General features: G+C 65.9%; 16 protein-coding genes. All 16 read right to left on the bottom strand.

The features are described 5' to 3' along the window. Nucleotides 1-420: 420 nt before the first annotated feature. Complete coding sequence (locus tag WDB86_RS01125) at nt 421-2,217, bottom strand: SGNH/GDSL hydrolase family protein (RefSeq protein WP_406736356.1); 1,797 nt, start codon at nt 2,215-2,217, stop codon at nt 421-423. 64 nt (nt 2,218-2,281) lie between these two features. Next, nucleotides 2,282-2,617, bottom strand: coding sequence for a hypothetical protein (locus WDB86_RS01120; RefSeq protein ID WP_406736355.1), 336 nt, complete (start codon nt 2,615-2,617; stop codon nt 2,282-2,284). 11 nt (nt 2,618-2,628) lie between these two features. Further along, on the bottom strand, nt 2,629-3,282 hold the full coding sequence (locus WDB86_RS01115; protein ID WP_406736354.1) for a glycoside hydrolase family 19 protein: 654 nt from the start codon (nt 3,280-3,282) through the stop codon (nt 2,629-2,631). A gap of 43 nt (nt 3,283-3,325) precedes the next feature. Then, nucleotides 3,326-3,772: a hypothetical protein gene (locus tag WDB86_RS01110; protein WP_406736353.1), complete on the bottom strand. Its 447-nt coding sequence runs from the start codon at nt 3,770-3,772 to the stop codon at nt 3,326-3,328. Then, the gene (locus tag WDB86_RS01105) at nt 3,772-4,158 is read right to left on the bottom strand and encodes a hypothetical protein (RefSeq protein ID WP_339109275.1); all 387 of its coding nucleotides are present in this window, start codon (nt 4,156-4,158) and stop codon (nt 3,772-3,774) included. The genes WDB86_RS01110 and WDB86_RS01105 overlap by 1 nt, the downstream gene beginning before the upstream one ends. Nucleotides 4,159-4,234: 76 nt before the next feature. Continuing rightward, complete coding sequence (locus WDB86_RS01100) at nt 4,235-4,576, bottom strand: hypothetical protein (RefSeq protein WP_406736352.1); 342 nt, start codon at nt 4,574-4,576, stop codon at nt 4,235-4,237. A gap of 10 nt (nt 4,577-4,586) precedes the next feature. After that, on the bottom strand, nt 4,587-5,576 hold the full coding sequence (locus WDB86_RS01095; RefSeq protein WP_406736351.1) for a hypothetical protein: 990 nt from the start codon (nt 5,574-5,576) through the stop codon (nt 4,587-4,589). Continuing rightward, on the bottom strand, nt 5,576-6,493 hold the full coding sequence (locus tag WDB86_RS01090) for a hypothetical protein (protein WP_339109272.1): 918 nt from the start codon (nt 6,491-6,493) through the stop codon (nt 5,576-5,578). Before WDB86_RS01090 ends, WDB86_RS01095 begins: the two co-directional genes overlap by 1 nt. After that, on the bottom strand, nt 6,490-11,640 hold the full coding sequence (locus WDB86_RS01085; RefSeq protein WP_406736350.1) for a hypothetical protein: 5,151 nt from the start codon (nt 11,638-11,640) through the stop codon (nt 6,490-6,492). Before WDB86_RS01085 ends, WDB86_RS01090 begins: the two co-directional genes overlap by 4 nt. 350 nt (nt 11,641-11,990) lie before the next feature. Further along, nucleotides 11,991-12,254 carry a hypothetical protein gene (locus WDB86_RS01080; protein WP_406736349.1) on the bottom strand — a complete coding sequence of 88 codons (264 nt, stop codon included), beginning with the start codon at nt 12,252-12,254 and terminating at the stop codon, nt 11,991-11,993. Between the two features lie 80 nt (nt 12,255-12,334). Then, nucleotides 12,335-12,787, bottom strand: coding sequence for a hypothetical protein (locus WDB86_RS01075; protein ID WP_406736348.1), 453 nt, complete (start codon nt 12,785-12,787; stop codon nt 12,335-12,337). A gap of 106 nt (nt 12,788-12,893) precedes the next feature. Then, the gene (locus WDB86_RS01070; protein WP_339109267.1) at nt 12,894-13,340 is read right to left on the bottom strand and encodes a hypothetical protein; all 447 of its coding nucleotides are present in this window, start codon (nt 13,338-13,340) and stop codon (nt 12,894-12,896) included. A gap of 3 nt (nt 13,341-13,343) precedes the next feature. After that, nucleotides 13,344-13,550, bottom strand: coding sequence for a hypothetical protein (locus tag WDB86_RS01065; RefSeq protein WP_406720430.1), 207 nt, complete (start codon nt 13,548-13,550; stop codon nt 13,344-13,346). Nucleotides 13,551-13,588: 38 nt separating this feature from the next. Further along, nucleotides 13,589-13,999 (bottom strand): hypothetical protein, encoded by a 411-nt coding sequence (locus WDB86_RS01060; protein WP_406736347.1) that lies wholly within the window; start codon nt 13,997-13,999, stop codon nt 13,589-13,591. Continuing rightward, nucleotides 13,996-14,322, bottom strand: a complete 327-nt coding sequence (locus WDB86_RS01055) for a hypothetical protein (protein ID WP_406720717.1) — start codon at nt 14,320-14,322, stop codon at nt 13,996-13,998. Before WDB86_RS01055 ends, WDB86_RS01060 begins: the two co-directional genes overlap by 4 nt. Next, nucleotides 14,319-14,651, bottom strand: a complete 333-nt coding sequence (locus WDB86_RS01050) for a DUF2190 family protein (protein ID WP_406736346.1) — start codon at nt 14,649-14,651, stop codon at nt 14,319-14,321. Before WDB86_RS01050 ends, WDB86_RS01055 begins: the two co-directional genes overlap by 4 nt. Between the last annotated feature and the right edge of the window lie 81 nt (nt 14,652-14,732).

Genomic DNA, 14,732 nt, shown 5'->3' with positions numbered 1-14,732 from the left:
AGTTCTGATTGTGCGGGTTTCTTCTTTGGAAACAGTAAATGATATAATTTCTAATTGTATCTAATGCGTAGATTTATATTAAAATTTTCTAGATTATAATCGTTCCACGGCTTTCAAACGTCACGACAAGAAGGGATTTTCATTTCCCTCACCGATCCCCAGACTGCATTTCGCACGATTATTAGTTCACCCAATGGTTCGACTTGCCGCTCTCTTAGTATCTTTTGCGCTCGATGCTCGGCGCCTTTAACTGTAGATTGCGCGGTGGCATTCTCGAGCTTGCTTCAACATCGAGTAAAGGTCTCCACTCACCCCACGAATTAGGCAGCCCTTAACCTGCCCGCGCTATGAAAATTGGGTTCACATGTCCTAAGGCGTGCAGAGTGCGGGGAGCCAACCGGCCCCCCTTTTCCTTTCCCGTCACGCGGCGTTGCGCACCCAGAGCACACCGTCATAGGCGTAGCCCGAGAGGAGCGTCTGCACGAGCTCCAGCCGGCCATTCCCGTCCGTCGTGAACTGCGCCGAGACGATCGAGGTCGGGTCCGCCGTGCCGCTATGCTCGACACTGGTACCATCCGAGCCCGTCCAGAGCGCATTGGTCACGCTGGTCGATTTGCGCGAGGCCGTGAAGTCGATATCGAGCACCGTGTTCGGGGCCGCATACAGCTCGATCTTCACCGCCTGCGCAGTGTTCCACGAACAGGACCGGCGCGTGAACTCGATGTAATCCAGAGTGCCCTGCCACTCGGCGTTCCCGTCCGCACGGCCCGTCGAGTTATAAAGCACCGCCGCGCCGGTATAGGTGCCTTTCGCGGTCAGGCCCCCATAGCTGCCGTCGTAATTCAGCACCTTGTCGGCAGGGCCATCGAAATAGACCCCCGTCTCGGTGAAGCTCAGCCGGTGACAGCCATGCACGATCTGCGGCGAGATCAGCACGAAGGCGTTGATCGCGGGCGCGGTGATTTCCGGCGCAAAATCCGCCCAGCCGAAGCGGACCGCCTTCCGGCTGCCCCTGACCAGCGGCGCCAGACGCTCGGCAAACCAGCCGCGCAGCCGCTCCTGCCCGTCCGCGTCCGGATGCACGATGTCATCGGTCTCGAAGAAATGCGCCCGATTTGCATAGACCCAATCGTTGAAACAGGTCACGGCGGTCATGTCATCATAGTAGCCGTCCGCAAACAGCGTGCTCTTGGCCGCCAGCAGTTTCGCCTTGAGCCAGCTGTTGTAATTGGCCGCGGTCGAGACCGCATCGGCCTTGGTGGTGACATAGGGCGTGCGCCAGCTGATATCCGACCAGAGCACCTGCCCCGGGCGCGTGGCGATGACCGCAAGCATGGCGTCGACCTCGGCCTCGAAATCCGCCTGATCCTGAGCATTGGTCGCGTTATTACCGCCCGCATGCAGGCAGAACAGCGTGTCATCTCCGGGATAGGCGTCCAGCGCCTCCTGCAGGAGCGGCTGGATCTGCGCCACCGTATAGCCGCCCACCGCGCGGCAGCGCACCTCGACCCCCGGCGCGCCATTGGCCGCCAGCTTGGCCTCCATATCGGCCCAGTTGCCGCCCGAGGAATCCTCGGCAAGGCTGGCCCCGCCGAAGGTGCGGTTCATGATCGAGGCCCCGACAAAGACAAGCCGCTTGAAACGCTTGCGCCCCGCCGGACGCCCGCCCAACGCCCGCAGCGGGCGCGACACCGGCCCCGCCCCGAGCGCGTTCACCGCCCGCAGCTGCAGCAGGTGGCTGCCGGTGCCAAGCGCCAGCGTATAGCTGCCGCCCGCCACATCGGGCAGCGCGGTCCAGCTGATCCCCTGATCGAGGCTGTATTCCAGCGCGGTCAGCGGGCTGCCGCCATCATAGGGCGCGACCAGATCGAGCATCACCTCGCCCTCGCCCGCCCCCGGCGCAAGCCGTGCCTCGCGCACCGGCTGCGGCAACAGCACCCCCGCATGCGAGACGCTGGCCGCCCCGCCCATCAGCCCCCAGGCCCAAAGCGTATCGGCCCCCGCGATGCCGGGAAACAGCGTGGCGATCTCCACATCGCGCAGCGCCCCTGCCGGAAGCCGTTGCGCCCCCGCAAGGCTGCGCGGTGCCTCATCGCCTACGCCGGCCAGAAGGTAGATGTCGAAGCCGCCCGAGTTCTGCACCCGTGCCGCCTGCGCATCGGCCCGCATCAGGGCGACAAATTCACCCGCAGGCAGCGGGAAGGTATAGCTGACCATAACGGTCCTCCTGTTCTGAAACGGATAGAGCCGGCGCGCGATCCGCCCGCGCGCCGGCAGAAGATCACGCGGCCAGCGCCGCGATCTTGGCCTCGGCCAGATCCTGCAGCACCTGCGCCGAAGGCCCGAGCCTGGTGATCGCGTCGGGCACCGAGGTTCTGGCGTAATCAATGGCGGCCTGCGTCAGCGCCGTGGGGCCCGCCCCTGCCCCCAGCCGCGCCAGCGCGAGCTGCCCGCCGGTCATCAGCGCCGAATGCAGCGCCTCGCGGTGGCGGGCCTCGATCTCGATACCGAAGCGGCGTTTGACCTCGGCGGCGATCCAGCCGACCAGCGCGGTAATCGCCAGCGCCAGCAGTTGCAGAATGTGCGGCATCAGCGCCGCGATAATTGCGTCAAGCATGGGAGATCCTTTCAGAGCTTGAGAAGATGGGAATGGAGCGCGCCGCGCGTGGCGGGGCCTGCGAGGCCGTCGACCGTCAGACCGGCCAGCCGCTGGAAGGCGCGCACATCGTTCGGGCCCTGCCCCAGCAGCACCAGCCCCGCGCGGGTATAGAGGGCCAGCCGGTCGGCATAACCGTTCAGCCCGCCATTGATGCGGCGGGTGATCATCTCGATATCGCCTTTATCGGCATAGGCATTGAGGCTGCGCCCCGCCCCCGCCTGCCAGAACCAGACCGCCGATAGCCCGAGCCACGGATCGCCCATGACCGCATCGGGCACCGCCTCGAAATCCGGCCCCTCGGCCCAGGCGGTGAAGCGGGCATAGTTCGCCCGCCCCGTGATCTGGATCGGCCCGCGCCCGCGAAAGCGGTAGCCATCGCCCGCCTGCAGATTGCCCAGATCGCGCCGCCCCTCATAGCGGCGCTGCGCGCGCGTCGGGCCCCAGGCTTCGGCGGCATAGCGGAAGCGCGCGCTTTCATGCGCGATCTGCGCGATAAACTGCGCCAGCCGGTGCGGCGGGGCCATATCCCGCGCGCGGGGATCGGCCAGACCGGCCACCACCGACCGCATAAGCGGGGTTTCCCGACGGCCTGCGATGGCCGCCAGATGTGCTGTGCTCAGCATGTGGTTTCTCCATGAAAAAACCCCGCCCAAAGGGCGGGGTGTGTCAGTTCCAGAATTTGGACCCTGTGGCCCAGAGGAAGGCTTTCTCGCCGATCCGCCCGTGGCAGGCGTGGCGCACATCGGCGTAGCTATCGTTCAGCTGGTCCTCGGACAGGCCGACCACCAGCGCCTCGAACTCCATGCGCCCGACCGCGCGGATCTGCGGCCTGTCATCGAACCGCGCGGGCACCCGCACCGCCTGACCGTGGCGATCGCCCAGCCACCAGACAAGGCCGAGGAAATCGCAGCCCGAGCGATACCGCTCGGCCCAGCCTCTGATCCGCACCCCCTCTTCGGTCTCGGTGACCTGCGTAATGTGCAACGGCCCCGAGACCGGCCAGAGCTGGCTTTCCACCCAGGGCGGCACCGTCACGAAGACCAGATAGCCCACAACCAGCCGGAACCAGATCTCGCGCTCCCGCAGAAGCTGCCGCCATAGCGCCTCGAACATCACTTCTTCCCCGTGAACTTATGGCTCTGCGCGTCGATCATGGCGATCACGACCTTGGCAACCGACATACCGCCCACCCCCGCCAGAAAGCCCGCCGTGGTGGCGTCTCCGGCATCGGGCCACATGCCAACGCCCGCCAGCCAGTTCGCGATGACCGGCCCCAGATAGCGGGCAAAGATCGCCCCCGTGATCACGGCGGTGACCCCGTCGAGGAGGATCCGCAGAAAGCTGATCGGGCTCTTGCCCTTGATCTCCATGATCCAGCGCACCGCGCCGCCGACCCCGCCCGACACATAGATCTGACCCGCCGCGCCGGTCGCCCATGTGATGATCAATGACAGGTAGAGCCAGATATTTTCCCAGAGGCTGGGGTCTTTTTCGGGCATTGTCTCGTCTTTCCGGTTGGCCGCGCATATCGGGATGCGCAGGTTTCCTCATAAAAAAGCCCGCCTCGGGGGCGGGTCAGAGCGTGTCTTCAGGGGCGGGATCTTCGGGCGGGGCCTCGGGCGGCTCGGGCAAGGGCACCGGCCCGCTGGCCACCGTCACCGGCACAGGGAACCGCTGCGCCTCGGAGGCACTGTCCCCGATCGGCAGGAGAAGCGTGACGGTCCAGTCATCGCCATCGTGGACGGCGCTCTGGATGTAGCCGGCGTCGAGCGCAAGGCCCGTCTCGGGATCCACGGCCAGCGCGGCGAGATCCTGTGCCTGACCGTTGAGGGTCAGCGTGGAGCCGGAAACCGAGAGCGTATCAAGGGCGTCATCCGTACCGGGGCGGCGGACGATTGGTGAGAAGATGATGTTCATGAGGTGACCCTTATTTCCAGCGACCAATGGCCTTCAGGTGGATGATTTTTGCGCTTCCCGCTGCCATTGCGACAACGGACCAAGCCCTGTAATTGGCAGAAGTTGCTCCGACACCATTGAAGGTCATGCCACCGACGACGGTCGTGCCCGTCTCGATTGACCCCGTAATCGTCAGGTTACTATTGTCAAAGAACGCTGCGGGATATGTCCAAGTGTTGCTGGTATCCTGGCGATATACAGCGCCCTGCGCCGTGGCCCACGCAGCGTCCGCAGCGCTTATCCTTGCATGACAAATTTGCGTCCCATCCGGAAGACGGACATAATTGCCATTCGCATTCGAGCCATATTCAGGATGCATCGCCGTCCACCCCGTCCAGACGCCGAACATACGATGACGGAAATACCGCTGCCTGAGTGCGGATGTCGGATAGATCGGGGTGAATTCCTGACAAATATTTCCGTTATCAATCGCCATCGTTCTCACGAAACCGATCGAGGCCGATCCGGGCAGATTTGTAGTAATGGGATAGCAGTTGATCAGCGAGCCTATCGGGGCATCATCGAGACTTGTGATGCCAACTGCGGTCGCATTGACCACCGGTCCCAATATGCCGTTATCACCCGTCTTCAACAGCCGGCCACTGGTGGTGTCGAACTTGCTCTGCGTGACCGCCGTACCGCTTGCCAGGCCACCGGCCACCTTCAGCGCGCCGGACTGGCTCATAAGGGACCGCCCGTCCGCGCTCAGATCCGTCATCGCCATTGCGCCCGCGCCGGTGAAATAGGGCAGCTTGTTGGCGGCGCCGGTCAGATGGGCGAAGGCTGCGATATTCTCGGAGGGCACATCGCCGATCATGGTCTCGATCCAGTCGCCCATGTCCTGCATGTACTGGCCCATCACCGGAAACCAGCCCAGAAAGCCTTGGGCATCGGCGGCGAAGGTCGGGCTGCCAAGGATCGGCGGGTCATTGGGCGCGGGGGTGAGGGTGGGTTTTGCCATCAGGCGACTCCTGTCAGGGAAAGGGTTGCAATCGTATGCCCGCCGCCCGAAAGCGCGGGGAAGAAGTCATCGGCCACGCCATAGACGGCGAGGGCGAAGGGCGTCATGTCATCGCCCGGGTAGAAATAGGCCGGCGCCCCGCGTGCCTGTTCGAGCGCGCGCTGGATGCGGCGGTTGGCGGTGGCCTCGAACGAGAGCTGCCATTCGGCCTTGCGGGCGGTGGCGCGTTTGACGATCGAGATATTGCCGAAATCATCCACCTCGCGGCGCGAGTAATCGGTGAAGCCCGATTTGGACCCTTCCAGCACCTCGCCCAGCAATTCGCCCCGCCCCATCACGATCTCGGAGACCGAGGCCGTGCCGCCGGGATTGGCGATGGTGATCTCGAGCGTGAAACCCGACAGCGCGCCCAGATCGGCAAAGATCTGTTCGGGGTCGAAGCTGTCCTCATAGGTGAAGAAATCCAGCCAGCTCTGGATCGCGCCCGTGTCCAGCAGATTGGCGGTGCGGTCATAGACCACACTGCCGCCACTGTCGCGGATCACCAGCTGCAGCGACACCGCCACCAGCCCGATAAAGGCCACCGCATCGACCCGCGCCGGCAGGCCGATGCGATAGGTGATCGCCTCGGGCCAGCTGGTGACCAGCCCGAGCGTCGCGTCAAAAGCCCGCCAGCGATTGGTCGAGCCCGCCGCCACCCAATATTGCGCCGACAGATCCGCGCCCTCGGGGGCAATGCCGGAGTTCTCGTCCGCCAGACTTTCGTAGATCTGGTGACGGGCGGCCAGAATGACCCGCTCGCCCGTCTGATAGACCGCAGCGGCGTCCCATTCGGGATGGTCTTCCTCGGTCACATTCGTGGCCTGCATCGCCCCCGCGCCAATCGCCACGGGGATGATCATCAGAGCTTGGGTCATTGCGCCTCGGCCTCCCGCCGTTCTTCAAGGGTGCGGATCTTGCGCAGATCGCTATTGCCATTGAGCTGCAGCTGGCGGTTCTCCTGCCGCAGGCTCTTCAGCTCGGCGATCACCTCGCGCAGAAGCCCGTCCTGCGCGCCCTCCCCGCCCGAAAGCATCCTGCGGGTCTGGTCCGCCGTCCAGATCCGGCTGGCACCGGTGGCCTCCAGCTCGGGGCCGTTCTCGCCCACCAACCGCAGCCCGCCGCCATGCAGCCCGCCGCGCGCGAATTGCGGGATCTCGATATCGACCCCCATCGCCTGCAGCTCCTGCGCCGCCGCCACCAGCGCCTCCTGCAGCCCCGATTGCTTGAGCTGTTCGGCGGCGGCATCGGCATTGAGCGTCTGCGCATAGGCCAGCGCTTTCTCATAGGCCGAGCGGTTGAGCGCATTGACCGCCGTCAGATAGGCCTCGCTGCCATCGGAGCGGCTGAGACCGGCCAGCGAGGGGTCGCTGGCGCTGGCCTTGAAGGTCTGGCCCGCCACCACATAGCTTTGCAGCCCCGTGCTGACATAGGAGCCCAGCTTCATCAGCTGCGTCACCGCGCTATAGACCGGCAGCGCCACCGCCTGCGCGGGCGAGAACGCGGCCAGCTCTTCGGCCAGCGCCGCATAGCTGGCCTGCGCCTGCGCCAGCTTCACCTCCTGCGCCTGGGCCTGGGCGAAGGCGGTCTGCGCCTGCACCGCGACCCGCAGCGCGTTGAGATGGTTGCGCAGCTGCACCATCGTCTCGCGCGCGGCCTGTAGCGGCGCCTCGACCGTGCTGCCCAGAAGGCTGGCAAAGGCCGCGCCCGGATCGAAGCTGAAGCTGCCGCCCAGCCGGATCGTGGCCGAGGCCCCGCCCGAAAGCGCCGCCACCAGCGTCTTTTGCGCCGCACTCAGCCCCGACTGGTCGACCGCCACCGCCACCGTGCGGGTCATCGCGCGGTCGGTGGCCAGAAGGGCTGCGCGCAGATCGGCCTCGAGCCCCTGCGCCAGATAGACCCGCACCCCGCGCGCCAGTGTGGAATTGCCCGCCAGCGCCAGCGCCATCTCCTGCGCATCGAGGCTGTTGACCGCCCAGAGCCGCACCTGTTTCTGCAGGCTCGAAGTGGTCGCCAGTGCCAGCGCGGTCAGATCCGCGCCCAGATCGTTCTGCGCCAGATAGGTGACCGTCTTCACATGTTCCGAGGCCCCCGTCAGCGCCAGCCATTTCTGCTCGGCGCTCAGATCCGAGCGGGCGATGAAATCCACATAGCGGCTCACCCCCGTGGCGCTATCGGCCAGCATCGCCTTGAGATAGGCGGGGATCTGCGCGTCCTCGACCACATCGATGGCCAGATCGATCTGCTTGCGCAGCCCCGCATAATTGAGCGCGGCAGCGGCGGTGATCGCCTCGTCCAGCGCGCCCAGCTGCGTCTCGAGCACCCCGATCTGCGCATCGCTCAGCGCATTGCCCGCCGCCAGATAATCGCGGGCCTCGGTCAGCAGATCGACCTGGCTCTGGCTCAGGCTGGCCATCGCCTCGGCGCGTGCGCCCTCGATCTGCGCGATGCCCTGCGTCTGGCCCAGATCGGCGGCCACCCGCGCCTGTGCCCGCGCCAGCTCAAGCGCCGTGCCCGCCTGATCGCCCATCCGGTCGAGATAGGCCTGCGCCACCTGCGTCAGACCGGTGACCGCGTCCAGATCCCCCGCCTGAGCGGCGGCCAGCGTCATCTGGTAGCGCCCCTGCGCATAGGACAGCGCCGCCCCGGGCGAGGTCATCGCCGAGGAGGTGCCGCGCATCTCGGCGATAAAGGCCGCGATTGTATCGGCGGCCTTGTACCAGTTGGTGGCGGCCTGCGCCGAGGCCTGCTGGGCGGCGGTATAGGCCGAGATCGAGCTGTCGAGCGAGGTCGAGACTGTGCCCGACAGCGCCTCGATCTGCGCGGTGAAACTGGCGACCTGCGGCAGGATCTCGTCGAACACCCCCGCCATGCCGACCAGCGCCGCCCAGAGGCTGCGCCCGCCCGCCGTGCCAAGATCCAGCGCCTCGACCAGCGCGCGGTATTGCGCGCGCGAGGCGGGCATGCTCAGCCCCAGTTCCGCCAGCGCCTCGGTGGTCTGGCGCGTGGTGGTGGCCAGCCGTTCGCTCTCGGAATAGACGGCCTGATAATAGCTGCTGACCGCCGTGCCGAACGCCTCGTCGCCGCCCAGAAGCTGGGTCAGCTGGCTGGCCATATCGGCCCCCACCAGCCCCGTGGCGCGGAACGTATTGCCCAGAGTGTCCATCGCCGCATTGACCGTGGCCAGCGCCGAGGCCAGACGGGTGATCGTGGCCATCGCGCCCTCGCCTTCCGCCTGGAACGCCGCCAGCCCCTCGATCTGGCCGGCATAGGCATCGCCCAGACCGGTCAGCTTCTCTTCCAGCACCTCGAGCGCCTCGTCTTTCGACAGGCCCTTGGTCGAGAACTTCAGCGCATAGGTGAAACCGTCAAAGGCCTCGGCCCCGATCTCGAGACTGTCCGCCGCCGCCACGATCGAGGCCTGCACGTCATAGACCGCGCGGGTGACCGGATCGGCCAGATCGGCAGAGGCCGCGCTATATTTGGTCTTCGTGGACTTGGACAGCCCCCAGAATCTGGATTTCTCGATCAGCTGGTAGGTCTGCACGGTGACATCGCTGCCCGAGATCAGCGCGCGGATGCCGGTATCGAGCACCTTGGTCTTGCCGATCAGCCCCGAGATCAGCAGGCTGACGGCGGCAACCGGCAGGGCAATCGCCCCGACGGCTGCGGCAAAGCCCGACAGGCTGGAGGTGGCCCCGCCCAGCACCGAGCTGAGATAGGTGCCCGCCGCCCCGAAGCCGCCGCCTGCGCCGGTGAGGCTGGTCCAGAGCCCCGCCGCCCCCGACAGCGCGGACGACCCCAGACCGCCGATCGTGCCCGCAAGCCCCAGCCCGTTGGCCGAGGCCGCCCCGCCCGAAGCCGTCGCACCAGAGCCCGCCGCCGCCGTTCCGGCCACGCCGGTGAGCGAGCCGGTCAGCCCCATCGCCACCACGATGCGGTTCTTGGCCGCCGTGGCGATCATCTGTTTGAGCCAGGTTTTGAACATATCCCCGATATCTCCCAATGTGCCGCGGAAGCCCGCAAACAGCCCGTCGACCAGCGTGTCGGTCAGCTCGCCCGCCAGCGGCAGGCTATCGGCCAGCCCGGCATTGAGCTGCGCCATTGCCTTGTGCACCTCTTGCGGGGTCAGCAGGCCCTTCGTGGCCAGCGTGTTCAGCTCGGCCAGCTCGCGGCGGTATTTGTTGAGCGGATCGATCAGATCGCGCCAGCGTTCGGCCTCTTTCGCCTGTGCCTTCTCGAGCCGCTCGGCGGCCTTCGCACCTGCCGTGCCCGCCTTGGTCGCCGCCTTTTGCGCCGCCGTCAGCCGGTCGAGCGTGGCCAGATCCTTCTCCATCGTGTCGATCTTCTGGTTATGGCTCAGAAGCTGTGCATCGGCCAAAGCCAGATCCACCCCTTCCGCCACCGACTTGTCGCGCAGCGCCTGCGCCTCAAGCCGAAGCCCCGCGATGCGCGTGGCATTGGCCACGTTCTGCTTGTTGCGCGTGGCCTCGATCTGCACATCGAGCATGGCGATCTGGTTGTCGAGATTGGCCGAGAACCCCGAAGCCGCCGCCATCGCCGAGGCCAGACGCTGGGCGGCATCGGCGGCGCTATCGAGGCTCACGGGCAGCCCCGCCGCCAGCTTATCGGACAGCTCGAAGAGGTTGCGCATCTGGAACGCCTCGACCGTCGTCTGGGCCGCCGCCAGCCGTGCCTCGCGCAGACCCTTGGGGATCTTGCCCGTCTCGTCCACGGTCAGGCCCAGAAGGCGGTAGAGTTCCTGCGTGGCCGCCGCGACCTCCTGCGGGCTTTTGGCTTTGGCCATCTCGTCCATCGCGGTTTTGACCTTGCGCGCCTGATCGATCGTCAGGCCGTATTTCCTGTTCAGCTCATCGACCGCCGCACCGGCCTGATCGTAGAGCATGAAGGACGTGCCGGTCTGCGTGATGGCATCATCATAGTCCTGCAAGCTCCCGATCACGCCTTTCAGACTGTTCTGGATGGCCTTGGTTTTTTCTCCGATCTGGTCGAACCCCTCGATCTTCTTGGCATCGAGGATGGCGATGTTCATCTCGCGCGCGGCCTCGGCATTGTCCCCGAACTCCTTGCGCAGCGCGGCCAAGGGGGTGGTCGCGGTCTCAAGCGCCGAACGCAGATCCCCGAGCGAGCTTTCCAGATCGCTGGTCGCGGTATCGAGGTCTTTTGCCTTCTTGCCAAAATCGGTCAGCAGGGGCAGCACGACCGCCCCCACGGCCACGATCGTGCCGAGCGCCGAGCCCACCATCGCGAGCTTGCCCGAGAACCCCAGCGCCCCCAGAAGCTGCGGCGCCTGCATCGCGAAGGCGCGCATCGCATCGGTGCCGCCCGCGATCTGCACGAAGAAGTCCTGCACCTGGAACGAGGCGTTCGAGAAGGCCGAGGACATCCGCCCCGAAATCCCGCCCGCCTTCTGCATCACGCCATTGGTGGCCGAAAGCTGCTGGCCCAGAAGCTTCAGCGTATTGGCCCGCGCGCGGTCATCGATGACCCCCGCCGCCTGCGCCGCATTGAGCACCTCGACCGCCTGTTTGTAGCGCTGCGAGCTGGCATAGAGCGGGTCGACCGAGGCGCGCAGGCTCTCATAGGCGCGCGCCGCATTGGCCGCGCTGCGCGCCTGTTCGGCCTGCGCCGCCTCCCCCGCCCGCACCGCCTGCGCCGCGCGATCGGCAGCGGTCGCCACGCCCAGATATTTGGCCGCCGCCTGTTCGAGCACCTGATTGGCCGCGCGCTGGCTGGCCACGCCGCTTTCGACAAAGCCCGCCACCTGACGCTGGATATCGGCATAGCGCTGGCTGGCCGCAAAGGCCGGATCGATCGAGGCGCGCAGCTGGTCGAAGGACCGCGCCGCCTTCCCCTCGACCGAGGCGCGCACCCCCGCCCAGGCCTGATTGATATTGCCCGCCATCTTCTGCGCCTCGGCACTCGCCGCCCGCGCTCCGGACTGGAACTGGCTCAGGTCCAGCCCCAGCTTCGCCTGCATCGCACCCGCTTGGCCCATCGCCATAACGCACCTCATTCGCATAGAAAAAGGGGCAGACCGTAAGGTCCGCCCCTGGGGGATTGGTTGGAGGAATGATCGCTATCGGATGCTCATTCCTTGCTCAGTGACAATGGACACGCCCGCCATTGCTATTGTCAGCGTGGCAGCATTGGCCCGGTGGGGATGATTTACGGCAACCACCCCCATGTGCTTCGGCTACGCTGGCCGAAAGCGATAAGACATAGAGCGAGACTGCAATCAGGGCAGAGAACTTCATAGGAGCATTCCAACGTAAAATGAATGAGATCGGCATTGGCAAAAGAGAAACTTATTAAGTAACCCAAAAATATCACCAATATACTGATTGCCTAGGTCTATTCGTCCAAACTCGTTAATCCCAACGCCAGCGGATCCTCCCCCGCCTGCCTTGCCTCGAAATACCCCGCGCACATGTCGAACAGGAGTTCCGCCTCCCAGCCTTCGGTGATCCGGCCCGTGGCCTGCATGAAGGCGCTGATCTCGGGCCAGTCGGTGGCGCGCAGATCCAGCCCCGTGGAGCGCACCGGATCGAGGCGGATCATCGCCTCGACCAGATAGGCCCCCGCGTCCAGATCGGGCAGCCCCAGAGGCCGCCCCATCCGGCGCGCAAAGGCCAGCCGGGTCTCCTTCCACGAGCGGGGCGTGGAATGGAGATGGCCCAGCTGGCGGGCATAGCGGATCAGCGCGCGTTTGCGTTTCCCAGATAGCTCTCGCGGGTGGAGGCGAAGGCCAGCACCTGTTCGACAAAGCTCTTCTCGCCCTCCTGCCCGTTGATCATCTGCAGGTTCAAAAACCAGCGCAGATCGTCCTCGGAGGTGGTCAGCGCCACTTCGCCCCGCGCGATATTCTCGAAGCCGGTGACCAGCGGCACGGCGCTATCGACCATCTGGCCGTGCAGATCCTCGAGCGAGCGGACCTCCTCGTCCTTCTTGGGCTTATCCTTCAGCTTGGCGCGCTGCAGCGCCCGCAGCGCCGCCTGCACGCTGCGGCTTTCGGTGCCGCGCACCAGCACGATGCAGGGCTTGGTGCGCCCGGCATCGGCAAAGAGCGGCTCGCCATTGGCGGGGTCCTTCAGATGCAGGCGGGCGGGGGTGTCCGCGGCAGAGCGGCTGTCGAATTTGGTAAAGTCCATGAGGTAAATCCCTGTGGTTCCGGTTCAGAAGAAACGGCCCGGAACGCGTGAACCACGCGCGCCCCGGGCCGTATAGCCACGCCAGTCTCCCGGCGTGGATCAGGGGTTAGGGCGCCACGCGCACCAGCGCCGAGTTGATGCGGAACTGGCCGGTCATGCCCTTGGCGGTGGAGGCCGTGCGCGAACGGTCGCGGACATTGGCGACCTTGGCGTGCAGATAGACCACCTCGCCATCGGGGTCGGTGATCTTCACCGAGACGTCGTCATTGCTGTTCGATTTGGCCTTCAGGATCTCCTGCCCCGCATCCGTGTTGCCGGTCACGAGGAAGGTAAAATCGCAGGTGCCGCCATCGAGCGCGCCGTTGACGTGGAGCGTGCGGCCCTTGAGCGTGGTCTCGGTGGTGTCTTCCGAGGTGTCGCCGATCTCCCCGAACTCGAGGATCTCGCCCACCTCGGCAAAGCCGGTCATCGCGCCGAAGCCCGCCGCATCCAGCGTGGCCGGTTTGCCTTCGGCCACTTCCACGGTGGCGCCGATATAGGTGCGTTGGGTCATCGCTTAGCCTTTCTTCTCGGGGGTGGTGGTGGCGGGTTTGGCCTCCGCCGCAAGGGTGATCGCGCCAGAGCGGATCCGCCCGCCCAGCACATTGCGGTTGTCGATCAGATCGAGCACCGATTGCGCGATCTCGGTCTCTTTGCCCGCAGGCAGGACGTGACCGCTGGGCAGGGTCAGATCACTGGCCCCGGTATTCTTGACCTTCGGCATCGCGAAGCTCCTTTGCTATGAGGAAAGATCCCCGCGCCTTAGCCGCGCAGGGGTTTGAGATAGTTGAGGGTGAAGCTGACCACGGCGGTGCCGATCACCGCCTCGCCCTCGCCATTGAGCGTGGTGGTGACCTCTTCGGGGGTCAGCGTCAGCCGCTCGGCCCCGAAGGCCCCCATCACCGCCGCCTCGATCGCCGCCGCATCGCGGTCGAGCTGATCCTCGATCTCGGCACCGCCGAGGCGTTTGATCACCACCTGCAACAGCACCTCGCGCTCGAAGGCATTGAGCGTGCCCGGACGCCCCCGCTCGCGCGGGGTGGCGACCCCCATCACCGGCAGGTCACTGGCCGAGAAGTTGCCCGCCCAGGCCGAGACCAGCGTGACCCCCGCAAGATCGGGGGCGCTGGCAAGGGCGGCCTTGGCCCGCGCGCGATAGAGGGCGCAGCTCATGGCTGCACCTTGCGCAGCTCGCAGATGACAAAGGCATCCCCTGCGGGCGAGCCCGAGGGGCGGATCAGCTCGACGGTGTAAAGCGTCCCCGTCTGCGGATCGATCCGGTCGCCCCTAGCCAGCTCCGGCACCAGATCGCGGCCCACCCGCCAGCTGGGGGCGATGATGACGATCGGGTGGCCGTCCTGATCTTCCGCCTCGATCGGTTCGGTGCGGAAGATCGAGCGGATCTCGCGCGGGGCCCCGCCTTTGGGCGTGTAGAGCACCGGCCCGCCCAGCACATCGGCCAGCACCCCCGCCATGCCCTCGAAGACCCCCGTCACCGGATCGCGCCGTCCAGTAGCACCACACCGACGGCGGACGGATCGACCGTCGCCTCGAGCGCGACCCCCACCAGCGTATTGCCCGAGGCGGTGGTGGTCAGCACATCGCCCTCTGCCGCCAGATAGACCTTGGCCCCTGCCGTCCAGGCCTGCGCCTCCGTCTTGGGCAGCTCGAACACGCCACGGCGGACCAGCGTCACCGGATCGCCCAGAGCGGCATCGTGCTGCGCCACCCCCGTCACCGCGCCGATCTTCACCAGCTGGCCTGCGGTCACCGCAGCCTCTGCCGTCAGGGTGATATGCTCGCCCGGTGCTACATAGTTCTTCATCACAAGCTCCTGTCGCTTAACGTCAAAACGGCGACGGGCACCCGTCATGGATGCCCGTTCGCCCGATCATGGAAACCGGTC

The sequence above is a fragment of the Thioclava sp. GXIMD4215 genome, from assembly GCF_045291555.1.
Taxonomy (GTDB): domain Bacteria; phylum Pseudomonadota; class Alphaproteobacteria; order Rhodobacterales; family Rhodobacteraceae; genus Thioclava; species Thioclava litoralis.
Note: the sequence above shows the minus strand (reverse complement) of the source record. Positions and strands in the feature narration are given on the sequence as shown.

Bases quoted from the DNA above. Each gene is read 5' to 3' on its own strand.
- WDB86_RS01125 (WP_406736356.1), bottom strand. From the start codon at position 2,217: ATGGTCAGCTATACCTTCCCGCTGCCTGCGGGTGAATTTGTCGCCCTG.
- WDB86_RS01120 (WP_406736355.1), bottom strand. From the start codon at position 2,617: ATGCTTGACGCAATTATCGCGGCGCTGATGCCGCACATTCTGCAACTG.
- WDB86_RS01115 (WP_406736354.1), bottom strand. From the start codon at position 3,282: ATGCTGAGCACAGCACATCTGGCGGCCATCGCAGGCCGTCGGGAAACC.
- WDB86_RS01110 (WP_406736353.1), bottom strand. From the start codon at position 3,772: ATGTTCGAGGCGCTATGGCGGCAGCTTCTGCGGGAGCGCGAGATCTGG.
- WDB86_RS01105 (WP_339109275.1), bottom strand. From the start codon at position 4,158: ATGCCCGAAAAAGACCCCAGCCTCTGGGAAAATATCTGGCTCTACCTG.
- WDB86_RS01100 (WP_406736352.1), bottom strand. From the start codon at position 4,576: ATGAACATCATCTTCTCACCAATCGTCCGCCGCCCCGGTACGGATGAC.
- WDB86_RS01095 (WP_406736351.1), bottom strand. From the start codon at position 5,576: ATGGCAAAACCCACCCTCACCCCCGCGCCCAATGACCCGCCGATCCTT.
- WDB86_RS01090 (WP_339109272.1), bottom strand. From the start codon at position 6,493: ATGACCCAAGCTCTGATGATCATCCCCGTGGCGATTGGCGCGGGGGCG.
- WDB86_RS01085 (WP_406736350.1), bottom strand. From the start codon at position 11,640: ATGGCGATGGGCCAAGCGGGTGCGATGCAGGCGAAGCTGGGGCTGGAC.
- WDB86_RS01080 (WP_406736349.1), bottom strand. From the start codon at position 12,254: ATGGGGCGGCCTCTGGGGCTGCCCGATCTGGACGCGGGGGCCTATCTG.
- WDB86_RS01075 (WP_406736348.1), bottom strand. From the start codon at position 12,787: ATGGACTTTACCAAATTCGACAGCCGCTCTGCCGCGGACACCCCCGCC.
- WDB86_RS01070 (WP_339109267.1), bottom strand. From the start codon at position 13,340: ATGACCCAACGCACCTATATCGGCGCCACCGTGGAAGTGGCCGAAGGC.
- WDB86_RS01065 (WP_406720430.1), bottom strand. From the start codon at position 13,550: ATGCCGAAGGTCAAGAATACCGGGGCCAGTGATCTGACCCTGCCCAGC.
- WDB86_RS01060 (WP_406736347.1), bottom strand. From the start codon at position 13,999: ATGAGCTGCGCCCTCTATCGCGCGCGGGCCAAGGCCGCCCTTGCCAGC.
- WDB86_RS01050 (WP_406736346.1), bottom strand. From the start codon at position 14,651: ATGAAGAACTATGTAGCACCGGGCGAGCATATCACCCTGACGGCAGAG.